Origin of the sequence: uncultured Aquimarina sp. (genome assembly GCF_947492115.1) — a bacterium.
In the GTDB taxonomy this organism is placed as follows: domain Bacteria; phylum Bacteroidota; class Bacteroidia; order Flavobacteriales; family Flavobacteriaceae; genus Aquimarina.
Window position 1 is genome coordinate 636,350 of the sequence record NZ_CANLMM010000003.1, and the last position, 23,973, is coordinate 660,322.

Below are 23,973 nucleotides of genomic sequence, written 5' to 3' on the forward strand. Positions count from 1 at the left end.
CAAATATTTAAAGCCGTGAAAAATATTATTACCCTTTTATTAGCCTTAATTTGCTTCGCAGCAAATGCCCAACAAACGTTCGAATGTAACGATGGAACTTTTTACCAGGTAATATCCGGATCAATGAAAGCTTATGATCCTATTACAGGTTCTTATTCTGAAGCTTTACATTCTTATGATACGTATAACGCTGGTGGTTATAACGTGGTAGACAACTATTTATATGCGATTAAGAAGAGTGATAAACACTTATTACGTATCGCAAAAGATATGGTAATAGATTTAGGAGCAGTTGCTCCAAATGGAACTACAGTTTTTGGAGGTGGATATGCAGCAGATGTAGATCCAGATGGTAACTTGTGGGTATTCCAAAATAATACAAAAAGAACTTTCCATAAAATAACAAATCTTAAAGACTATGATGGTAACTCTTCACCACAATTCGAGGTTGTAGAAGCAGATGTTACTGCACCTAGTACGTGTGCAGACATCGTTTACGTCAATGGAGCTTTTTATGGAGGTAGTAGAGGTAAGATGTTTAAGTGGGATCTATCTTCAGGAACTCCTGTGTTTTCCAGTAAATCGGTAGCCAATTTACCATCCAGTACGTTTGGAGCGGCTTATGCAGATTCAGCTAATAGATTATATTTTTCAGACAATAACGGAGGTTTATATTTAATCAATGATTATGAGGGAGCTAATCCTTCGGCAACTCTTTTAAATCTTACGGAAACTACCAATTCCAATGACGGTTTTAAATGTGCAAGTGGTATTTCTCCATTAGATAAAGACGGTGATGGAATTTTGGATTCTATGGATGCAGACTGTGATGGTGATGGAATATCAAATATAGTAGAGTGCAATGGTATGGATCCTTATGGAGATATCGACGGAGATGGTATGTTTAATTACTTAGATAATGACATTAGCGGTAATGGAGATAATGTAGTACAAGATGCATTTGATAGAGATGGAGATGGAATTCCAGATTTTTTAGATATTGATTCTGATAATGATGGTATCTATGATATCGTAGAAGCAGATGGTGGAGCTAATGATACTAATAATGATGGTGTTTATAATAATCAAGATACAAACTATCAGGATACAGATAATGATGGGATCGCTGATACGTATGATGCAGATCAATTAGGTACAGAATTTATTCCTTTAGATACAGATAATGATCAGGTATATGATTGTTATGATATCGATTCTGACAACGATGGAATTATAGATCTAATAGAAGGTCAGGAAGAGAATTCCTTTTTAGGACTTTCGGGTAACGATGAAGATGCTGATGGGTTGGATGATAACTTCGATTCTGATTTTGGCGGAACTACAAATGGAACAGTAAATACAGACAATACAGATATGTATGATCATTTAGATACGGATTCTGATAATGATGGGATTTCAGATCATATAGAAGCTTATGATAGTGACGGTGATGGTATAGCAGAAACAGAAGCTTCTGGAGTAGATTCTGATAATGATGGATTAGATGATCACTTTGATCAACGAAAAACAAAATTTGACCCTCAAAACGGTGGCCAAACACCAGCTAGTTTTCCTATACCAGCAATTTGTGATCGTTATAACTACTTAGGTGAATTTAATGCTAATGGAAAACCATTATACTTAGACGGACAAGATGTGGTTTCTCAGGAAACTCTAGATATGATAAATAATGCATTGCCCGAAGGATATCCAGTTCCTGATTTTAATCCTCATTATATCTCATCAGGGTATGATACGGATGTAGTAGTACAGGAAAATGCAGAAGTTTGGATAACCTTCGTAGGAGAAGGAGCTGGATATAAAAATACACTTGGATTCTATACCTACGATGCAGACAATCCATATACTACCGTTCCGCAGCCAGAAGACATTACAGTAATTTTTCCGAATGTATCTGCTGTAGGTAGTGGAGGGGAGTTAGAAGTGGGTGATAGAGTAAAAATTGGAAGCTTTCCTCCAAATACAGGAATAGGATGGGTATTATTAGCAGATGCATGGAAAGATGGATGTGTAGATACAGGAAACTGGCAATTATATTCTAATCCAGATTACAATCCAGAAAGTGATGAAACTTTACGATACCATAACGTGTTGCTAAACGATCCAGATTCTGAAAGAATAATCCTTGGATTCGAAGATATCAGAAGAGATTATGCGTCTTGCGATCAGGATTTTAATGATGCATTATTCTATATCACTGCAAGTCCTATTACAGCAATAAAAACAGATAATTATGCAGATATTAATAGTGCTACAGATGTTACATCGGCAAATGATGGAGGATTAGAAAGTAACGGAGATTTAGCTAGCTTAATTGCTAAGCGTAACTTTAATAGAACAAAATCTAATTCGATTTTTAATACTAAAAAATCGCAGAGAAGCTTTCAGCCAGGACTTGTTTCTTATAACTCAAAAAATAATGGAAATTTAAGTACATATTTCCCTGCAACGGGAGTGTTAGGATCTGAGTCAGCTTATGTGTCTAGTCCAGAAGATTTATTAGAAATTACAAATGCAAATACGGTATTTTCAGTTGATTATTATAATAACGAAAAAAGAGTGGCAGCTGCTTTAGCAACTTCTACTACAGGTAAGATATATGATCATTCTAAAACAATCTGTGATCGTCTTAACGGATCTAAATTGTTAGACTTAAGAACTGTAGCTGTCAGAAACCATACGATCATTAGTACGCGAATTGAGAGAGCTTCTGGTGAGATTGAGTACGCACTTACATTCTCTATCAAAGAAGGAGAATCAGAAAATGAAATTTATAGCCTTTGGAATATAGATAGCTATCCAGAAGGAGATTATACCAATTTCCAGGTGTGGGGCGGTTCTGTAGCACAAGTAGCTAATATTGCGAATCATATCTTAGATACTTTTATCGCAGAAAAGCCAATGAGAAGTCACGAAGTAGCTGATAGAATTCCGACAGTGTATGTAGAAAAAGGAAACTATACAAATGGAGAACTTACATTAAGTATAGTAAATACAACAGGAGCTTCTTCGATGGACTTTAATGGAAATATTAGAAGAACTGAATTATCAGCAGAAGTACAACTGAACCAAGCAATAGCATTGTCTGGCGAGTATAGAGAAGAAATCAAAGTAGCAACTGGATTCTTATTCGATATCGGATTCTCAGTAAATGGAGCAGAATCTACGCAACTAGATGCATTATACCTTGCAGATGGTCCTTGGGGAATTGATTATACAGAAGAAGGAGTGATTATAGAAACATTCGAAGTGTTAGAACAAATAGAAGGAGCTACAGAAGAGAACCATACGATAGAAAGAGGCATTACAGTGAGCGGAGAAGTAAAAGAAACAATGAATATCTTCAGAAATATTGTAGCAGGAGAAGGTACATTGAATGTAGAAGCTTATGATGCATTACAATTTCAAATGAATACAGACAGAGACATTGAAGTAATCTTAGTAACAAAAGATCTTGTAGATTGGAATAACAGATTAAGATATACTGTAAAAGCAGGTGCTAAAAGTAAAATGCATACAATAGCTTTCTCTGATTTTGTGAATGGACAAGGAGCAAGTGCAGAAGTTGCAGATGTAAGAAGTATCGTATTCTCTGTACAAGGAGACTATCAAAACTTTGAACTGTTTGATGTAGCTATTACAGAAGTAGCATTTACGAACAGCTCCGTACTAAGTGTAGATGAGCATGAGATTGAGGATAAGCTTACCAAAGTAATGAATTATCCAAATCCATTTCAGATGACTACTTCTATTAGAGTGCCTGAAACAATGCAAGGAAATATTCAAATTACAGTAGTTGATATGCTAGGAAGAGTAGTAAGAAATGAACAACTAGAAAAGGTAGCTCCTAATGTAGCTAGATTCGACGGAAAAGAGTTAACAGCAGGAGTATATAAGTATATCGTATCAGATGATCATAAGAAAAGTTACCAAGGAAGTTTTATGAAAAAATAGAGTATTGATTTCGGTTGGGTTTTTGGGGTCTACTAAGAATAGCGAGGATAGGTGTTGTTTCCTCGCTATTTTTTTATGCTTTATTCTCTATAGAAACCTTTAATTTTTTATTCGTAATGGTAATCAAATTACAATCTTAATTTTTCAATCTTTTTATTAAAAAGCGGTTTTTCTAAGAAGTACCATTTTAGTTTAAAACCTATTTCGGTAAACTCAAAACCGGCAGCGGTCGCAGAAGCGATATTACTATACTTTCCATAAATATGAGCCATAAATCTTTCAGAAAAATGATGACCAATTTTTCCTTCTGCTCTAAAGGTAGTAGAAGCAGGATCTTCTTCTACAAACTGGCGTCCTACAGCTGCACTTAAACTATAAAACCAATCATTATTCTGGTCATTCAACAATTCAGCAAAAACTTCTACTAAATGAAATGATGAGGGACTGAAATAAATGGTTGGTACTTGATCTTTAAAAGAAATATACTGATAATTAATACCTGTTTTTAGAACAGGTCTGTTTAAAATATTATAGTATAATGAAGTGAACAATAAATTTCTGGTATTATCATCGGATTGAGTTGTATATATGGCCTGAGTATACCATCCTAAATTAATGTTGGTACCAAGGTTATAATTTATGGAGTAATTATTCATGATAATTTCTCTATCAATAAGATCTGCATTAAAATTTTGTAATTCTCTTTTGTAACCAAAATCTAAACTCTGTAGTCTGAAAGGTTTAGTGCTAATAATTACTTCGCCAATGATACCTGTATAACTGGTCGTATTTGCATCAGATATGTTAAATCCAACATTTGCTTTTAATCCTATTCTACCTCCAAATTTATAATCCAATCCGATTAAAGCTTCTTGGGATTCGGCTTTACTACCTGTTTCAGTATTTTCGGTTGTTCTAAAAGAATAGCTACCTCTTATTTTTAATTTTGGAGATAGTGGTATTTCGGTATTAAAATTAGTATTTATGGCTTCATTATTACCATTATCAAAAGTGTAAGCCGTTCTATTTTCGATAAAGGGAGTATGAGATTTTTTTAAGGTCGCAATTAGTTTCTCTGCATCTGGTTGTTTTGGATAAAAGAATAAAGTTTTAAAGGCAAATTCATAAGACTTCATGTCTAAACCAGATGCTCTATATGCATTGGCGATTCCCAAATTACCATCGAATGAGCTTTCACTTTTAGCAAGAATTTTTTGATATTGATCCAGACTCAGTCCAAAATCACTAGTGTACATTCCTAAAGTAGCTCGTAAACTTAAAAGGTTAGTACTTTCTGGATATTGTTTTTCAAATTCTAATAATGTGCTTTTAGCTTCTTTAAACTTTTTATTCCAGAATAAGGCCTGGATATAGCGTTCGTAGGATGATATCAGAAGATTCTCGTCTGACGGAGATAATTTTTTCGCTTTACGAAGTGCTTTACTTGCCTGTTCTAATGCTTTCTTTTCTTTAAATCTTCTGTGAGATACTAACGATAGTCCTTGTAAAGAGGTAATACTATCTTTAGGGTTTGTAGCAATCGTACGGTAAGCTTTTTCTGCATTATCATACTGTTCTAGAATGATATAGATATTAGCTTGATTTAGCAAGGTGTCTTTATCTTCAGGAAAATCATTTAGATTTTGCTCTAATAAGTTTAATGCTTTTTCGTATTCTTTATTCTGTGATAAGGTAAAAGCATATCCTAGTCTAATGTATTTTCTAGAAATTAGCGCATTTGGATTTCCTTCTTGTATTGATAACGCTTTATTTACAGTCTCCAGCGCTAGTGGATATTTTTTGAGGTTAGAAAGCGTATTGGCGTACCCTAATACGGCTGCAAAACTAGTACTGTTTTCCTCTACGATAGTTTGATAGTAGGTTTCCGCTTTTTCATAATTCTTATTCCATAATAAAGACTCTGCATAGTTTAGTTTTATTTCATAGTCATTTGGATATATACTTTTTAATTCTGTAAAAAGAGTAACCGCTTTTTCGGATTCTCCTAATAGTCCTATGGCACGCCCATAACATAATCTTGCAGTTCTATTATCGGGATAATTTTTTAGGATGTTCTCAAAAAAGGACTTGGCTTCTTGGTAGCGACCATTTTCTAGATAACCAAAACCTTCTTTCATATCTTGACCATTGGTCAAGGTTATTACAAAAAGAAGGAAAACCAAAAGTATTTTTTTGTTCATATATCGTATTTGGAATAACAAGTTACTAATATTTTTTGAAGATAAATTCTCCATAGAATATAATACTTGTAAGTTAGGTTTTTGAGTTAATATTAAAAATATAAACGTACTTTTTTTGAGGGAATATTCAACTTTATAAGACGGAATTCTCCCTTTTAGTAAAAAAAGATTCAGTTTTAAATGTTAAAAAAAGAGGTAAAAAGAGGTTTTTTATACTTTTAAAAGTTAATTAAATGTTAATTTTATCGATTAAAGGCATTTAAAACCGTTGTAATACATGATTTCTTGTCAAGACCTTACTAAAATTACGGTTTTACAGTATTTATTTAAAAGATAATACATTTAACTTTACAGTAAGTTGATTCATAGTTATTTATATTCAACTTAGTCGTCATAAATTAAAAGAATAAATCTTCGGTTGCCCTTCGAAGAAAGTAGAAATTAAAATGATTAATTTATAACAACAACAACACTTTTACCTTGTTTTTTACAACAAATAAAAGCAAGGCCCCAAAATCTTAAACAACAATGAATACAATCCACATCATTATTCCTTTTCGCGACACATAGTTTTATAGGATCTAGCAAAAGTTTTGGAATGAAGAAATCCTTTACTAAAGTGCTTTTGAAGAACGTATCTGATTTAAAAATATATGTTATGTATTCTTTAAAAAACTTTTAGACCAATCTATGATAGTATATAGTTCTATTGCACAATACCATAGATGTTTGTTTTAAAATGGCGCTGATGGTAAATACTTCATCTAATGATATTTGTCATTCGTCGATCATAAAAAGTATCTGGTCTAAAACAAGAGAATATTGTAGAAAAGAATAAAGATATTGAGAGCAATCAAAAACTAAATTATTATGGCCCTAAAAATAACACACCGATACGGAATTTTTGAACTAGAAGGAAATGTAGTAGGTAAGAACGCTTTATCTGTAAAAAATCATTTCGAACAATTAATGCTTTCGTCAGAGCAAATCGTATTATCCTTGAATAAGGTAAAAAGGATTGATACGCAAGGAATCCAAGTACTTAGCAATTTATACAGAAGAGCAGTTAAAAACAATAAGATATTCTATTTGATTGGAGCAGAGAATGCCATTATAAAAAAGGCCTTTGGTAAAGTAAATTATGTTATAAGAAAGGAGTCTCTGTAATTATTACTAATCCCAAAATTAGCCCCAAATGGAATTAGAAATAAATAATGTAAGAGGACGCATGGAAGTAGTAGGAGATTTTACTTCCGAGAATGTCCATAAGGTAAAAGATCATTTTAATTACTTATTAGATCACTATGAAGAAGTAGTAATGTGTCTAAAAAAAGTAAAGAAGATAGATAAAAAAGCTTTACAGGTGTTACAAGGCATTTATGCCAAAGCGCAGCGTAGAAAGAAAGTATTATTTGTATTAGGAAAGAAAAATAAGAAGGTGTTTATGACCTTAAAATCAAATAAACTCAACCATATTTTTAGAAATGACTATTAGCACATTGGTTCCAAAACTAACATCAGAGCAAAAATTTATGCTTAGTGTTATCGTAGTGAATGCTGGGAATTATCTTTATAACCTTTTGTTAGGAAGAATTCTTGGTCCAGAAATGTTTGCAGATGCAGCCTTGTTGATCACTTTTTTGTTAGTGTTATCCTTCGTTGCTATGACTTTTCAATTAGCTACGGCAAAATTTTCTGTGTTGTTTGAGAATGCTACTTTTAAAAGTTTCATTTCTTGCATATATAAATATGCAGGTATTACTGGTATTGTCATTGGAGCCGCTATGGTTGTATTTTCAGGAGAGTTACAACAATTATTTAATACTAAATCTTCTTTGATGTTTACCATTTTTGGATTGGGAGTACCTGTGTATTTTATCATGAGTGTAAATCGTGGTTTTTATCAAGGTACCAAACGATTCGAAAAACTTGCCTGGACCTATCAGGGAGAGATGTTCAGTAGATTAGCCATTACACTTTTATTAATTTTTACCATCACTACCGTAAGCTCATCAATTCTAGTAGTCATAGGAATCTTTGCATCCTTCTTTTTTGGGTTATTACCATTTAAGAAAGAACACTTTGTGCTTAAGGTAAAGAATGTACTAAGTAAAGAGCAGTCTAGTCAGATCAGTAAGTTTTTTGTGCTTACTGCATTTTACGAGTTGACTCAGATCATTATCAATAATAGTGATATCCTATTAGTGAAACATTATTTTCCTGAATATGATGCAGGATTATACGCGTCTTTAGCATTAATCGGACGTGTGGTCTACTTTGTTACCTGGATGTTTGTAATGCTATTACTACCAGCGGTTATAGAAAAGAAAAAACTAGGAGAAGCTACTGCACCAATTTTGGTTAAATATGTTGGTTATGTAGTAGGTCTAGCATCTGTCGTTGTTTTAGGATGTTATCTATTTCCAGAATTAGCGATTCATTTATTATTTGGTGATGCATACCTATCTATGGCTCCTTTATTATGGAAATACGCTGTAGCAACAGCATTATTTGCGGTGTCTAATATATTCGCGTACTATTTTTTGTCATTGGATCAATATATACCTGTAGTCGTTTCTGGTTTATTAGGAATTTCACAGATTTTACTCATCGTATTTTTTCATAGTTCTTTATTAGAAGTGGTGGTTGTGCAGATAATTGCAATGGCTGTTTTATTAGTAATTCAGTTGATATACTTCTTTTTTAAGAAGTAATGATGAAATAAATGAAAGAAGTAAAAATGTTATTGATCGAAGTAAAACGGTAACCCAACGAATATTAAAAGACAAATAGATAAATAAAAAAGAAATTTACATCAATATACAATCAAAACACATGAAATTAGCAATCGTAACAGCATATCCACCAAGTAAGGTGACTCTAAATGAATATGCATTTCATTTAGTAAAACATTTTAGACAGCAAGCAGAAATTACAGAATTGGTTTTATTAACTGATATTACCGAAGAAGAAGCAAATTTAGATTTTGAAACAGAAGGTTGCAGCGTTACTGTAAAACAATGTTGGAAATTTAATAGCTATAAGAGTATTAGAACTGTTATGAAAGCAGTTAAAGAGACAAAACCTGAAGCTATTTTATTCAACCTTCAGTTTATGAAGTTCGGAGATAAAAAGATAGTTGCGGCACTAGGACTGCTATTACCGTTCTTATGCAAAATGAAAAAGATACCAACGATTGTCTTATTGCATAATATCATGGAGCAGGTAGATCTAGGCAAAGCTGGTTTTACAAATAATGTTTTCTTAAAAGCAATTTTCAATTTTATTGGAACAGTCTTAACAAGGTTTGTTTTAGCTTCTGATCGTGTTGCAGTAACGATTAGTAAATACGTAGAAATATTAGAGAAAAAATATAACGCGAAGAATGTGGTTTTGATTCCTCATGGAACTTTCGAAATTCCCAGAGAACCTTCGTACGAATTACCAGAAGGACCATTGAAAATTATGACTTTCGGAAAGTTTGGGACTTATAAAAAAGTAGAAATCTTAATCGATGCTGTTAAAAAAGTTAGAAAAGAAACCGGAGTGGATCTGGAAGTGGTCATCGCGGGAACCGATAACCCGAATACACCAGGATATTTAGAAAATGTACAAAAACAATATCAGGATACACCACAGCTAACATTTACAGGTTATGTAGAAGAAGAAGATGTGCCAGTAATTTTTGGTGAAAGTGCTATGGTAGTATTTCCATATACATCCACTACTGGAAGTTCTGGAGTATTACATCAGGCAGGAAGCTATGGGAAAGCAGTGGTAATGCCGAATTTAGGAGACCTGAGCATATTAGTAAAAGAAGAAGGATATAGAGGTGAGTTTTTTGATCCTCAAAGTACGGATAGTTTGGCTACAGCAATACAAAAGATCGTGGTAGACAAAGCATATAGGAATCAATTGGCAAAAGCTAATTATCAAGCAGCTACCGCATTTCCAATGAGTAGGATAACTAAAATGTATATCGACTCATTTAAAAGTATTAAAAACGGAAAAAGTAAGAAAAAGAAAGAGGAAAAAGAATTACAAGGAATATCGGTTTAAGTACTGTCATTGTCTTAATAGAATGACTTAAGCCATAATAATTAAGTGTTTTGATGTTTTTTTCAAAAAGATGTTTTTCAATAACTAATAAATTGGAAAGCATCTTTTTTATTTCCATCTGCATCAATAAATCCAAAATGCTTTTGTGCATTTTTTCTCCAAGGCAATCTTCCAACTACATCTGTTGGGATTTTATTAAAATCATACAATGTCCAAGATAAATAGTGTAATTCATGTTGTTGGATGATTTTTAAAAATGCTTCATGGTACGCTGCCTGATCTTCTTCATTATTCCCGAAAGGAGCCCACAACCCTTTGTCAGAAGACAACCCAAATTCTTGTAATACTAAAGGTTTTTTTAAAGAAGATATAGTTTTAAAGATATCCTGAAACTGAGTCAAATCTTTATAATAATGAAAAGATACAATATCCACATCTTCACTCAGAATATCTGCAGTTTCTATAGAAGACCAACCAATGGTTATGGGATGTTCTGTATCTATAGTGCGTATTTGATGAATCATTTCTTTTAACCAGGCAAGAACGGTTTCTTTTGTTCTGCTTTCAAAATCAAGATTAGGTTCGTTTTTTATATCCCACATAAGAAGCGCTGGGTGCTCTTTGATACTACTTACGATTTGCTCAGCGTGTCTATGCGTAAAGGTCCAATCGTTTATATCATAATTACCATAAAAATCAAAGAGGGTAAGTACGACTTTTAGACTATTCTTTTCTGCCAGATCCATCACTTCTTTTAGCTTTATGAGTTTGTCTGCTAGTACATATTCTTTTCCAAAATCTTCGTAAGGAACAAATATTCTGATGGTATTTAATCCAGCATCGTTGATAATTTTAAAATCCTTTTGGATAATATCAATATCAAATTCTTCACCAAACATATTCCATGGAGTTTCTTGCGGATAATAATTGATACCTTTTATTTGATAAGGTTTATTGTCTACGATGATTTGATTTCCTCGAACATATGGAGATTCTTTTTGTGTATTGGTGTCAATAACTGTGATATTAGGTTGTTTTACAATATGTCGTACTCTCCAAAACCCATCCTCAAGAAGCATTGCAATTTTGTAACTCGATATAGAAGTAGTTTCATATTGCAAGTTGTTTTCTTTAAAACTTTGGGTGTAAGATCTTACGTTTTGATCTTCAAATACTACTAGCTGCCCATCTGCGCTATAAAAGTCCAGAGCAAGATGATGATCTAATGTAGTACTCAAAATTTGCACGTCATTTGTCTTATTAAAATGAATTCCATCAACTAAGTTCTTTCGGGCACTTTCGGTATAAAAATCAAAAATACCTAAGGAGTCATAAGTAGCATATCCTACGTTTCTAACGTACCACGAATTCACATAATCTTTTTGGATATCATACATGGTTTGTTTTTCGATCGGTCGTGCAGGATTTATAGTGTCTTTCCATTCGACTTTGGGAATATACGCTTGCTTATTTTTCACACCGATATGTAGCATCATAGAACGATCTGCACCAGTACTAAGAAATGATAACGTTTGACTTATTCCAAAAAGGATTAAGGCATTTATAGCAATAAATGATGTGATGATGAAAGACCTGTATATCATTTTATTCTTTTTCTTCATTCTAATTCGATGCGATCATATTTTTTATGTACTCCCATTCCCTTGATCTCTAAGGTATAAATTCCCTTTGGAAAGAAATCCTCAGATACGTAAAAATTCACAAATCCTTTGGATGAAAATTCAGTTAACTTTTCAATTAATTGATCATTCTGATAGATATCCAAAGTGATTAGAGCTCCATCTGGTATGATTTGATCCATGAAACTTACAATAGGACCAATTTCTATAGTTCTATTTTGTTCTTTAAAAATGACCTTATAATCAGAAACGGCAGCTTCAAAATTTAGTTCGATACTATTGCTTTCTGCCATTTCAGGAATAAAAGCCTGAGCATTCCAGGTGGATTTTTGATCAGGATGCACCATAAAGCCTCTTGCTACACCATCTATGGTAGTTCCTGAGGTACGTAACCTTTCTTTATTGTCCTTTAGAATACTAAATTCTACAATACGACCATCACTGATAATATTCCCAAATTCATCTTTTATTGTTGAGGTAAAAAATTCTGCAATTTGATTGCCGTCAGCATAATTATGTTTTGTGTTCACAAATAATTCAAAATCCTGTCCTTGAGAAGGAAATACATCTAATGAAAACTCTTTAGAAGGGATGTTATCCAAATTTGCACTTACCAGTATTCTTCCAGATTTTTCATAGGAAAATATGTTTTTCCAAACGATAAAATCTTTACTGTAAATATCATCGTCAATTTCTTTGTCTAAGAATTGATGTTTGACGACGATTAGAGTGCTATCCTTCACAGGATTATCATAGCGATCTGAAGCAATGATGGAAAGCATACTGTAATCAGTACCTCCTGCAGTAATGCTTGGAGGACCTAAGTAGGATTCTAATGGTTCTTTTATATCAGTCATCGCAGTAATGTAGCATTCTCCAGTATATATGTTTTTTTTGTTTTTAACGAGATGATAATTAAGTATTCCTCTCTTTTTAGATACAAATTCTGGGATTTTAAAAACTACAAAATCATGTTGTTTTTCTGGTGTAAGTAATGTAGTGCCATAAGAACTTTGGATTGCTAATACCAAATTTTCTATGGTATCGTATTTAAATTTTAAAACGATTTCTTCTCCGGCGGTATATTCATCTTTTGCATCGAATAGAACAATTTCCTTATCCATAACAGTATCCGTATGGGTTGTGTGGATCGTAAATCCAAAAACCAATACAATTGCAACTAATAGATATGGATAAATATTTAATTTCATTAATAAGGAGCTCCGATATAATTGTTTATTTCTACTTTTATATAATCATATCCTTTGCCTTCGATAGGGATGAGGATATAATCATCTTGTTCAATTCGTCTATTAGGTGTTACTTTATGACTGATTGCTTTATTAGGTAATCCATTTATATAAATATTTTCCATATCCTGACTTAAGGAATTGATACATTCTAACTCTTTTAATTCAAATTCGAACACCTTTTTACGTTGAGGTCGGATACCTTCTCTTACATACGAATGATCAACCCAAATGAGTTCTTTATTGCTATTGTAATAAGAAATAATTAATTGAGGTATAGTAACTTCTTGTAAACCGGAATTGAATAAAATACCTCTAACTTTCTTGTCACTTATTTTAATTTCAGAGATCGATAGTCCTTTGTACAAATCAGTGGTAGCAACATTTCCTGCGCATTGCAAATTAAAAGTGGTCGGTATATCAGCGAGTTCAATAGCTGTAAATTCATCTGGGTTAAAAGTTTTAGGTTTATCAGAATTCATCCAAGCAATTCCTTCAAAATTAACTCTAAAACTGGTAATCTCTTTAGGTACAAGTTTGTGTTTTATTTGATCTTTAGCATTATAAATAGCTAATTCTTCATTTTCCTTATTGTATAAAGTTGCTTTTATAACTACGTCTGCAGGCACATTGTCAACATTTTGTATCTCACCTACAATGGTATAGGTAGTGTCATTCTGAATTAGATTGGCTTTCAGAACCTCCAGCACTGGTTGTTTCAATACATCTTCATGGAAAGTTTGTTCAGAAGAGATTCGTCTTCTTCCATGGTTATAGAATTGTGTTTTGTTTTGCGAAAACAATTGATCCGGTGGAATATCAAGATCATAATTAGGAGGTTTTACAAACCACTTTCCTTTATGCTTCACCAATTCATGATAAAATACTTTATCAATACGTTCTAATGGAGTAATCCAGTAGGTAGTAGCTTTGGCTTTTGCTGTACTATCTGTTTGTTCCAAAATATCAACAGTAATCTCATCCATTTTGGCATAAGAACTTAATAAACCATCCGTTACTGCTATTTCTAGCATATATTGTTCTTCCTTTTTATCACTTTCGGGATCTATATAGCTGTAAGCTCTTTTAAATTCTTTGAAATCCAGCGCATCATAATAGGATTTGACTATGTTTTCTGGACTAATTTGTGTGGCATTTTTGAGATAGAAAATATAAAAACCAAAAGCTATCACACCTAAGAGAAAAACAACCCAAATATGTTGTAGACGGATCATATAATTTTTAAAGTCATCATATTGAATACGATAATTATAAAAGTCAAGGAGACTTCGTTCTTTTGTTTTTAAGGCTCTTATCCAAATGAATTGTATGTTGATGATAAAGGCAATAAGTACAGTAGTTACAGGAATAAGTCCCCACATTAATTTTAGAGGTAATGCCACATCATCTTTAGGGATGATATTAGGAATGGGTGGAACATTTAGTTTTTCCCATACCATAATCCCATTTTCTAGTTGTCTTAGACGTTGCCAACCACAGAAGAAGAGAACTGGATCATAAAACTTATCATTGGAGAATACGTATTTGAGATTGTATTTCTCTGGTACAGTTAAGAATTGCTGTAAAGAGCCAATGCCTTCTACGCCTCTAAATTTAGAATTCTCTAATCGTTCTACGGCTCTCGATGTTAGTTCGGGAAGTCTTCTTGCAGAGTGATAATTGCCATCTACGGTCATGGCATTCGTTTGCGCAGAAAGCCATGCCATCTGATCGCCAAACCCCAACGGAAGGTACCGCCAGTGATCGTGTTGATCTTGTTTTAGGAAATTTAAGATCGGAAGCATTTTAATTTTCTGTGGCTGCGAAGGTCTAAAATAACCCAAACTCATCGTAAAAATGCAGACAAAAATATAAGCTCCAGCAAAAGCTCCTCCAAGGATTCGGTGATACACACTTCCAAATTTTTGCTGAATTTTATTTTTGATATCACCTTCGATAAATCGATAACAAAATTCACCGAATATAGGAAGTGCCATAATAGAACCCCAAAGGGTAAATCTATCTAACGTAAGAATATTAAAGGCATTATCCCCCAACATCATTTTCGGGATTGGGGTGGTGCCACCAGTTCCTAGAATACTTAATAAGGTAAGTGAAAGGCCAAAAAACAAGTATCGTTTACTATAGTATCTATAAAATAAATAGGGAAAAATAAATAGAATAATACCCCAAGGAATTGTGAAAAACACCAATCCAGAAGAAGTAACTTCTAAGAAATTATCTCTTGAACCATGAGGAATAGGGACCTGAGTGATAGGGTTATTCTTGGTGTTAATCCAATAAGGTAGAATACAAAAAATAATAAGGAATAAGGAACCGAAACCAAAACTTACAATTCTCCAAAACAGCTTAAAGAAAGTTTGTAGAAAATGTTTAAATCGTACTGCTCGATAGGAATCAACCTTGTCTTTTGCACTATCCATGATTACCATACCGATTAAAGGAAAGATAAAAAATACCATTCCAAAAATAGGAGTAACATGATGCGAGGTAACAGTAACCGCTAATAAACTAAATGCTCTAATTAAATAGGTATACTTACCGGTTTTAATCCATAAATATATTTCTGGTAATGCGTGCATTAAAACGGAAACACCTACAATACTTGGTAGTTGTCCGAAGATATGAAGCGTTTCTACGAAAGAAGATGAAAATACTGCAACAAGAGCAGCATAACCCGCCACATTTCTTTTACCAGTTATTAGAAGAGAATATCGATATACTCCAGTTATAAAAAGTAAAATAGCAATGAAAGCCACAGAAAATAGACCAAATTTAAGTCCGCCGATTAATGAAAACAGTCCAATGCTTTGATGTACCAGAGGAGGATATCCCTGAACAGTAAACCCTGTATACCAACTATAACTCCATGGATCGAACCAGCTATTGGCATAGTGATCGGCAAAGAAAAGATGGATTAAGGCATCATAAGTAGTTTCTATGGTAAAGAAGATACTAGATCCATGGAATAAGATTCCAATAAGTATTGCACTAATTAAATATTTGTTTGTGTTTTTTTTATCCATCCAATAACCGTAAGCGGAAACTTCCCTTTAAATATAAACTAAAGTTTGCTAAAACTAAATATACAATAAAGCTTTTGGATTCGACGAGTGGTATGTCTTTAGACAAAAACCATTCGTCGATAGCTTTTTTTCAGTGATCGAAATAGTCCAATATTCGGTGCCGTTTCAACATACTTTTGAATCAAAACCCAAAAGAATGTATCATGAAAACTGGAATTATTATACCATGTTATAACGAGGAAAAAAGATTAAATAAAAATGCGTTTATCAAATTTGTACAACAGGAAAATGAATATTATTTATGTTTTGTGAATGATGGAAGTAAGGACAACACCATCCATGTGTTAAAGGAAATACAAGAAGCAAATCCATCTAAGGTGAGTATCATAGATATGAAAAAAAACGGAGGTAAAGCTGCCGCTGTAAGATCAGGATCTAGATATTTTTACAGCAATCATCATATAGATTATATAGGATTTATTGATGCTGATCTCTCTACTGATTTTGAGGATTTTGGTGACTTAGTAAAAACTTTGGAAATAAATAATGAATTAAATTTTGTATTTGGTTCTAGAGCTAAAAATGCATCTAAAGCCATAGAAAAAGATAAGATACGAGCGCTGATCTCTAAAGTAATAAATATATTAATTGTTTTGATCGTGGGTTTGTCCATTAGCGACACACAATGTGGAGCAAAAGTTTACAAGGCAGAATTGGTACCTATTTTATTTACCGAGAGCTTTTTGAGTAAATGGCTTTTTGATGTAGAAATGTTTATTAGAATGAAACGGTATTTTGGAAAATCCAAAATAACCAAAGCGATATATGAACAGCCTCTAAAAAGATGGGTGCATATGGAAGATTCTAAATTAGGGTTGAAGGATTCTTTAGAAATTCCATATCGGTTAATCTTGATTTGGTTTAATTATAATGTGATATCAACATTTACCATTAATCCTTCTATTACTTATGAGCCTTTGTTGGAAATATATGGAAATACAACGCAGCCAATTGCAGCATAGTATTCTTCAATAATCAAGAATAAAAAATAGAAATAATTATCTAATACAAAATTATACTATATGAAATAGAAAATTACATAAGTTGAGGTTGCGGTAAGGTACTGTTTGTAGAATATTAGTAAATAATGGGTTAAGTAAATAAGAAATAGAGTTTTACCGCAAGCATTGTTAAAGTGAAAACCAGCTAACTTTTGGAACGGGTTAGCTGGTTTTGTAATTTATATGTGTTTCACCAACCAATCTCCAACTTCACTAGTTTTGTAGGCTTTAGCATCACCAGCTAAATCTTCGGTAACAATCCCTTCTTCTAGAGACTTATCTACAACATTTTTAATAGCTTGCGCTTCTTCCTGAAGCCCAAAAGCAGTTTCGAACATCATAGCAGCAGATAATACGGTAGCTAATGGATTGGCGATATCTTTTCCTGCGGCCTGCGGATAAGATCCGTGAATTGGTTCGAATAAAGATGTTTTCTCTCCAAGCGAAGCGGATGGCATTAACCCCATAGATCCAGATATTACAGAAGCTTCATCGGTAAGAATATCTCCAAATAGATTTTCAGTAATTAATACATCATAAGAATTCGGCCATTGAACTAATCTCATCGCAACAGCATCTACAAACTCGTAGCTAACCTCCACTTCTGGATAGTCTTTTTCCATGGCTTGTACCGTTTCTCTCCACAAACGAGAGGATTCTAACACATTAGCCTTGTCCACACAACATAGTTTTTTGTTACGAGCCATTGCCATTTCAAACCCTTTTTTGGCTAATCGCTTTACTTCTTCACGCGTATACGTACAAGTATCATAAGCTGTCTCGCCATTGTCTTCTCTTCCTCTTTTTCCAAAATAGATACCGCTAGTTAATTCACGTAAGAAAACTAAATCAGTTCCTTCTATACGTTCTTGTTTTAAGGGAGATTTATCTATTAATGACGGAAATGTAAATGTAGGACGTACATTAGCGAATAATCCAAGTTTTTGACGCATTTTTAGTAATCCTTGTTCTGGGCGTACTTTTGCTGAAGGATCATTATCAAATCTAGGATGACCAATAGCTCCAAACAATACAGCATCTGCGTTGGTACATATTTCATGGGTTTCATCAGGATAAGGTTCTCCTACAGCATCAATAGCAGCTGCACCCGTTAATGCGGATGTCCAGTTAATTTTGTGGTCGTATTTTTTTGCAACGGCATCACATACTTTTACAGCTTGATCGATTACTTCGGGTCCAATACCATCTCCGGCAAGTAGCGCGATATTTAATTCCATTTTGTTAATTCTAATTTATAGTAATTTACTAGTTATGTCATACTGAGCTTGTCGAAGTATTATATTCTGATTCCAAATTGTCTTCGACAAGCTCAGACTGACAATTTGGTTTTATATATTATTGTAATTCAATAATGTTCAGCATTTTTTCTGTTGCTTTTATTGCGGAAACCGTTTGATCTGAATCTAATCCTCTGGTGGCAAATTCTTTGCTTTCGGTTCTCCAGGTAATTACTGTTTCACATAAGGCATCAGAATTACTTCCTGGTGGTATTCTTACTGCATAATCAATCAATTTAGGAAGCTTTTTGTCTTTTCGTTGATATACTTTAGCTAAAGCATTCATAAAAGCATCGTACTGACCATCACCTTGTGCATGTTCTTCGATTACTTCATCATCCAATTTAATAGCCAACGTGGCAGAAGGGTTTAAGCCTTTTGCATGATTGAGAACATAAGATTTGATTTTTACCTTTTTGGTGTATAGGTTACTATCTAGTACATCGGAAATAATATAAGGTAAATCTTGTTGAGTCACTACCTCTTTTTTATCTCCTAGTTTAATGATTCTCTGTGTTACTTTCTTGATGTCCTCTGGACTTAGTTTTAGTCCAAGTTCCTGAAGGTTTTTTTCAATATTCGCTTTTCCAGAAGTCTTACCAAGGGCGTATTTTCGTTTTCGTCCAAAACGCTCTGGCATGAGATCATTAAAATAGAGATTATGTTTATTATCGCCATCAGCATGGATTCCAGCTGTTTGGGTAAACACATTATCGCCAACTACAGGTTTATTGGCTGGGATTTTAAAACCTGAAAAGGTTTCTACCAATTTACTTACCTTATATAAAGCTAATTCATTTACATTGATATGCACCTCAGGAAGATAATCGTTAATCACCGCAACGACACTTGCTAATGGTGCATTTCCCGCTCGTTCTCCCATACCATTCATAGTAAGGTGTAATCCATTAACACCAGCTTTTACACCTTCTATTGCATTGGCTACCCCTAAATCATAATCATTGTGGGCATGAAAATCAAAGTGCAAATCAGGATATTTATTTCTTAAGGCAGACAAATAAGTGTTTGTTTCAGAAGGAATCAGAACTCCCAATGTATCCGGTAATAAAACTCTTTTTATAGGTTGCGTAGCTAAAAAGTCTAAAAATTGGTATACATATTCTGGAGAATTACGCATACCATTACTCCAATCTTCTAGATATACATTAGTAGTAATCCCTTCTTCCTTGGATTTTTTGAAAACTTCCGCGATATCTTTAAAATGTTCATCAGGAGTTTTTTTTAACTGATACGTAAGGTGATTTAAAGATCCTTTGGTTAATAGGTTTTGCACTTTAGCTCCGGTATCTTTCATCCATTGGATAGATTTACCACCATCCACAAAAGTTAGTATCTCTACCTGATCAATGTATCCATTGTTAGTTGCCCAATCGATGATATTTTTTACCGCATCAAATTCACCTTTTGATACCCGAGCAGAAGCCACCTCGATACGATCTACTCCTAATTCTTCTATCAAAAGTCGCGCAATGGTTAGTTTTTCTGAAGCAGAAAAGGATATCCCAGAGGTTTGTTCTCCATCTCTGAGGGTAGTATCCATAATTTCGATTGATCGTATACTCATATTCAGCATCTTTTGCGTTAGGGATAGTAGCGGCATCCTTTTTTACTTCTGGTCTAGAAGTCTAATTTTGTATTAAGACGTTTCTACAATAAGAAAAAAAGATATAGCGTATAGCCCGCTCGAACGCCCAAACTCTAATTAAAAAGGACGTGCAGCAGCAAATTCTTGAATCTCTGATTTCATTTTTGTGAGATAGTCAATATCATCATATCCATTGAGCATATTCTCTTTTTTATAACTATTAATCTCAAAGGATTCTGACGCTCCAGTAGCTTTGATATTAATGGTTTGTTCTGGTAAACTTACTTCTATTTCAGTTTTAGGATCTGCTTCGATGGCACTGAAGATTTGTTCTAAAAACTCTGGACTTACCTGAACGGGTAATACCCCAATATTTAAACAATTACCTCTAAAAATATCTGCAAAGAAACTAGAGACTACGCATCTAAAGCCATAGTCATAAACTGCCCAAGCAGCATGTTCTCTAGAAGACCCTGAACCGAAGTTTTTACCACCCACTAGTATTTTACCACTGTAGGTAGGATTATTTAATACAAAATCTTCTTTAGGGGTATTATCATTATGATATCTCCAGTCTCTGAATAAGTTATCTCCAAAACCTTTACGTTCGGTAGCTTTTAGGAAACGAGCTGGTATGATCTGATCTGTATCTACATTTTCTATTGGTAATGGAACTGCTGTAGATGTTAGTATGTTGAATTTATCGTATGCCATTTTAATTGCAAATTATATCGATTAAGAATTTTGAATTCGATTTATGCTAATGTTTGTTCTTTTAAAAGTGTTCTTGGATCTGTTACTACTCCGGTTACTGCAGTGGCAGCAGCCACTAGTGGGCTAGCCAATAAAGTTCTGGATCCTGGTCCTTGTCTTCCTTCAAAATTTCTGTTGGAGGTGCTAACAGCAAGTTTTCCTGCAGGGATTTTATCCGCATTCATTGCTAAACAAGCTGAACATCCAGGTTCTCTAAGTGTAAATCCAGCTTCTTTTATAATGTCTAGTAAACCTTCTTCTTTGATCAGGTCTTCTACTTCATGAGATCCTGGAACTAACCAGGCTGTAATGTTTTCTGCTTTCTTTTTTCCTTTTACAATAGAAGCAAAGGCTCTAAAATCTTCGATTCTACCGTTGGTACAACTTCCTAAGAATACATAATCCACAGGTTTGCCAATCATAGCGTCACCCTCGTTAAAATCCATATATCCTAAAGATTTTTTATAGGTGGCAACACCTCCTTCTACAGTAGATGCATCCGGAATATGATTGGTAATTCCGATTCCCATTCCTGGATTCGTACCATAGGTAATCATAGGTTCTATATCCGCACCATTAAAAGTCAATTCTTTATCAAATACTGCATCCTCATCGGTATGAAGTGTTTTCCAATATTCCATAGCAGTATCCCAAGCTTCACCTTTTGGAGTTAGTGGCTTTTCCTTTATATAATCAAATGTTTTGTCATCGGGAGCTACCATTCCTCCTCTTGCACCCATTTCGATACTAAGATTACAAACCGTCATACGACCTTCCATGGTCATATTTCTGAAAACGTCCCCTGCATATTCTACAAAATATCCTGTCGCACCAGAAGTGGTTAGCTGAGAAATTATATATAAAGCAACATCTTTTGGTGTTACCCCAAAACCAAGATCACCATTTATATTGATCCTCATTTTTTTAGGTTTAGGTTGCATGATACATTGTGTAGATAGCACCATTTCGACTTCTGATGTTCCTATTCCAAAGGCAATAGCTCCAAAAGCTCCGTGTGTTGAGGTGTGTGAATCTCCACATACAATAGTAGCACCTGGGAGTGTAATTCCGTTTTCAGGACCTACTACATGAACAATTCCGTTTTTTTTATGTCCTAATCCCCAATGCGAAATACCCCATTCGGCTGCGTTTTCTTCTAAGGCTTTTAGTTGATTCGCGGAAAGCGGATCTTCTACTGGTAAATGTTGATTAATAGTTGGAGTATTATGATCTGCGGTTGCAAATGTGCGTTCTGGATATAAAACTGTATTCCCTCTACTTTTTAATCCTAAAAATGCTACTGGGCTAGTTACTTCGTGAATGAAATGACGATCAATAAAAAATACATCGGGTCCATTTTCTATTTTACGAACTACATGGGAATCCCATACCTTATCAAATAATGTCTTACTCATTTTTACGATCTTTTCTGCAATACAATCGATGCATTTAGCATCTTGTTATTAAAATGTTAAAAAGGAGGTAAATTTACGAGTTATGGAAGATATCAGCTAATAAAATGGTAAAGTAAAGAGTAGTTTTAAACATATCTCAAAATTCGCTTAAATTTTAGATGATTTGATAAAAAAGATAGAGGTTTTGGGAAAAACCAATATTTTTTGTTTTGGTATTTGATTTAAAATCAGGTTATAAGAAATGATAGGATAAAAAAAATGTTACTTTTTGTTAATTATCCTTTGTAAAGCTAAAAAAGGTTGTATATTTGCCGTCCAATAGCGCGGGATAGAGCAGTAGGCAGCTCGTCGGGCTCATAACCCGAAGGTCGCAGGTTCGAGTCCTGCTCCCGCTACTAGTAACCACTTCATTTTGAAGTGGTTATTTTTATTTTTAGACTTTTTTTGAGTTGTAAAAACTATTTTTTAACAATAGAGCATGGTTTTGGAGCATGGTTTGTGTTACTTTTTAGATCTAAAATTGATCTCATTTTAAAGTGGGGTACTGTTGATTTATTTTATGTGCTTTTTCAGTTGATGATTTAAGTTGTTGTTTATCAGTTTGTTTTGTTGTTCTGTTTCTTTATTCCTGATTAAGATTTTTGTTTTTGAATAGGACATGGTTTTTTTGCGAACTTCGGGGAGGTATTCATTAGAGTACTGCTTGAGAATATGTAAATTGTTTGAAATTATGGTTTGTAAGGTCAAGAAGGATCAAGGTCAAAAGTTGAATACAGCATAAATATTCTTGTTAATCGAAATGTGAGAACTTTATACTTTTTATGAGATATAAAATTTTGCAAAGATTAGTTTTTACTCTAATAATTTAGTATTCGGTTTGCTGAAATAATATTGGAATAAAAATCTAAGATGATGTTTCTGAAAAATGGTTAAAACCGATTGATGTCTGTTTTTTCAATTTGGAAAAGGAGTAATTTGAATATTGTACAGGAAAATAAGCAGTGTAAATTAATAGGTGTCTCAAGAGTGTTTGAACTTTACATGTTTAATATTTCACTATTCTTATTTTTGGAATTCTTCTTCTACAGATAAACTTAGATTATTTTTTTAACTTTATATGAAGTAAGGTTTTGATTTTAAATGATCAAATTATATTACTGAAATTTGATAAGTCAACAGATATATTGGGATGCATTTATAATGTCTTACAATATGATACCACTTTTTAAAGTATCAATATTTAACATATGATTTGGAGATAATAACTAAATTAAAAGTATCTTTAGGGTGATAAAATTCGTAAAGCTTCAAATTAATCTTGTTTTTTCAGATTCACTATTCTTTTATTGCTCTCTTTTTTTCTCGGCAATAGTGCAAAAAACAATTTTAAGGATAACAACGTAGATTTTAGTATTGTTTCCAACGTAGAACAAGTTTTCATAATTGAATATTCCTGTTTGTTTCTCCATCCATATTACGTTAATATGTTATCTCCGAATTATAAGGGGATAGGCTTAAAACAAAAAGTTGATAGTATCAAAAATCTAAAATTTTCAAAAAGAACAAACTCTGAGTTTTCAAAAACATTGAGAAACAAGGTTAACAATTATTTCAAAACAGATTAAATCGACAAGCATACAAATAACAGCATGATCTTTAAAAATATCG

14 protein-coding genes and 1 tRNA gene are annotated in these 23,973 nt (G+C 33.4%); 7 read left to right on the plus strand and 8 right to left on the minus strand.

The genetic code is table 11. The features are described 5' to 3' along the window. Positions 1–15 precede the first annotated feature (15 nt). Positions 16–3,975, plus strand: a complete 3,960-nt coding sequence (locus Q1A73_RS12155; protein ID WP_299605873.1) for a DUF4114 domain-containing protein — start codon at positions 16–18, stop codon at positions 3,973–3,975. Positions 3,976–4,103: 128 nt separating this feature from the next. On the opposite strand, the gene Q1A73_RS12160 is transcribed toward Q1A73_RS12155, so the two are convergent. Continuing rightward, positions 4,104–6,176, minus strand: coding sequence for a tetratricopeptide repeat protein (locus Q1A73_RS12160; protein WP_299605876.1), 2,073 nt, complete (start codon positions 6,174–6,176; stop codon positions 4,104–4,106). A gap of 870 nt (positions 6,177–7,046) precedes the next feature. On the opposite strand from Q1A73_RS12160, the gene Q1A73_RS12165 reads away from it, so the two are divergent. The 4 genes from Q1A73_RS12165 (at position 7,047) to Q1A73_RS12180 (ending at position 10,235) form a co-directional block, all read left to right on the plus strand. Beyond that, entirely contained in the window at positions 7,047–7,343 is a 297-nt protein-coding gene (locus Q1A73_RS12165) for an STAS domain-containing protein (protein ID WP_299605878.1), read from the plus strand. Between the two features lie 28 nt (positions 7,344–7,371). Then, positions 7,372–7,671, plus strand: coding sequence for an STAS domain-containing protein (locus Q1A73_RS12170; RefSeq protein ID WP_299605881.1), 300 nt, complete (start codon positions 7,372–7,374; stop codon positions 7,669–7,671). Continuing rightward, positions 7,661–8,890: a sugar isomerase gene (locus Q1A73_RS12175; RefSeq protein WP_299605883.1), complete on the plus strand. Its 1,230-nt coding sequence runs from the start codon at positions 7,661–7,663 to the stop codon at positions 8,888–8,890. The genes Q1A73_RS12170 and Q1A73_RS12175 overlap by 11 nt, the downstream gene beginning before the upstream one ends. Before the next feature lie 121 nt (positions 8,891–9,011). Beyond that, positions 9,012–10,235 carry a glycosyltransferase gene (locus tag Q1A73_RS12180; RefSeq protein ID WP_299605885.1) on the plus strand — a complete coding sequence of 408 codons (1,224 nt, stop codon included), beginning with the start codon at positions 9,012–9,014 and terminating at the stop codon, positions 10,233–10,235. Positions 10,236–10,312: 77 nt separating this feature from the next. On the opposite strand, the gene Q1A73_RS12185 is transcribed toward Q1A73_RS12180, so the two are convergent. From Q1A73_RS12185 to Q1A73_RS12195, 3 genes are read right to left on the minus strand one after another with little or no spacing between them, the layout of a single operon-like run. Next, a complete protein-coding gene (locus tag Q1A73_RS12185; RefSeq protein WP_299605887.1) occupies positions 10,313–11,839 on the minus strand; it encodes a glycoside hydrolase family 2 TIM barrel-domain containing protein in 1,527 nt (508 codons plus the stop codon). A 14-nt stretch (positions 11,840–11,853) separates the two neighbouring features. Beyond that, a complete protein-coding gene (locus Q1A73_RS12190; RefSeq protein WP_299605889.1) occupies positions 11,854–13,086 on the minus strand; it encodes a hypothetical protein in 1,233 nt (410 codons plus the stop codon). Further along, positions 13,086–16,172: a hypothetical protein gene (locus tag Q1A73_RS12195; RefSeq protein ID WP_299605891.1), complete on the minus strand. Its 3,087-nt coding sequence runs from the start codon at positions 16,170–16,172 to the stop codon at positions 13,086–13,088. The genes Q1A73_RS12190 and Q1A73_RS12195 overlap by 1 nt, the downstream gene beginning before the upstream one ends. A 203-nt stretch (positions 16,173–16,375) precedes the next feature. Between Q1A73_RS12195 and Q1A73_RS12200 the strand changes: the two genes are divergently transcribed. Continuing rightward, on the plus strand, positions 16,376–17,194 hold the full coding sequence (locus Q1A73_RS12200) for a dolichyl-phosphate beta-glucosyltransferase (RefSeq protein ID WP_299605893.1): 819 nt from the start codon (positions 16,376–16,378) through the stop codon (positions 17,192–17,194). A gap of 218 nt (positions 17,195–17,412) precedes the next feature. On the opposite strand, the gene leuB is transcribed toward Q1A73_RS12200, so the two are convergent. The 4 genes from leuB to leuC all read right to left on the minus strand — a co-directional run bounded on the left by leuB (position 17,413) and on the right by leuC (position 22,305). Next, entirely contained in the window at positions 17,413–18,471 is a 1,059-nt protein-coding gene (gene leuB / locus Q1A73_RS12205) for a 3-isopropylmalate dehydrogenase (RefSeq protein WP_299605895.1), read from the minus strand. Between the two features lie 118 nt (positions 18,472–18,589). Beyond that, entirely contained in the window at positions 18,590–20,116 is a 1,527-nt protein-coding gene (locus Q1A73_RS12210; RefSeq protein ID WP_299605897.1) for an alpha-isopropylmalate synthase regulatory domain-containing protein, read from the minus strand. A gap of 138 nt (positions 20,117–20,254) precedes the next feature. After that, positions 20,255–20,851, minus strand: coding sequence for a 3-isopropylmalate dehydratase small subunit (gene leuD / locus Q1A73_RS12215; RefSeq protein ID WP_299605898.1), 597 nt, complete (start codon positions 20,849–20,851; stop codon positions 20,255–20,257). A 41-nt stretch (positions 20,852–20,892) separates the two neighbouring features. Further along, a complete protein-coding gene (gene leuC / locus Q1A73_RS12220; RefSeq protein ID WP_299605900.1) occupies positions 20,893–22,305 on the minus strand; it encodes a 3-isopropylmalate dehydratase large subunit in 1,413 nt (470 codons plus the stop codon). 322 nt (positions 22,306–22,627) lie between these two features. Between leuC and Q1A73_RS12225 the strand changes: the two genes are divergently transcribed. Then, a tRNA-Met gene (locus tag Q1A73_RS12225) sits at positions 22,628–22,700 on the plus strand. Positions 22,701–23,973 lie beyond the last annotated feature (1,273 nt).

Coding starts and splice junctions, on each gene's coding strand:
- Q1A73_RS12195 (WP_299605891.1), bottom strand. CDS start 16,172: ATGGATAAAAAAAACACAAACAAATATTTAATTAGTGCAATACTTATT.
- Q1A73_RS12165 (WP_299605878.1), top strand. CDS start 7,047: ATGGCCCTAAAAATAACACACCGATACGGAATTTTTGAACTAGAAGGA.
- Q1A73_RS12170 (WP_299605881.1), top strand. CDS start 7,372: ATGGAATTAGAAATAAATAATGTAAGAGGACGCATGGAAGTAGTAGGA.
- Q1A73_RS12175 (WP_299605883.1), top strand. CDS start 7,661: ATGACTATTAGCACATTGGTTCCAAAACTAACATCAGAGCAAAAATTT.
- Q1A73_RS12210 (WP_299605897.1), bottom strand. CDS start 20,116: ATGAGTATACGATCAATCGAAATTATGGATACTACCCTCAGAGATGGA.
- Q1A73_RS12200 (WP_299605893.1), top strand. CDS start 16,376: ATGAAAACTGGAATTATTATACCATGTTATAACGAGGAAAAAAGATTA.
- Q1A73_RS12190 (WP_299605889.1), bottom strand. CDS start 13,086: ATGAAATTAAATATTTATCCATATCTATTAGTTGCAATTGTATTGGTT.
- Q1A73_RS12160 (WP_299605876.1), bottom strand. CDS start 6,176: ATGAACAAAAAAATACTTTTGGTTTTCCTTCTTTTTGTAATAACCTTG.
- leuD (WP_299605898.1), bottom strand. CDS start 20,851: ATGGCATACGATAAATTCAACATACTAACATCTACAGCAGTTCCATTA.
- Q1A73_RS12185 (WP_299605887.1), bottom strand. CDS start 11,839: ATGATATACAGGTCTTTCATCATCACATCATTTATTGCTATAAATGCC.
- Q1A73_RS12180 (WP_299605885.1), top strand. CDS start 9,012: ATGAAATTAGCAATCGTAACAGCATATCCACCAAGTAAGGTGACTCTA.
- leuB (WP_299605895.1), bottom strand. CDS start 18,471: ATGGAATTAAATATCGCGCTACTTGCCGGAGATGGTATTGGACCCGAA.
- leuC (WP_299605900.1), bottom strand. CDS start 22,305: ATGAGTAAGACATTATTTGATAAGGTATGGGATTCCCATGTAGTTCGT.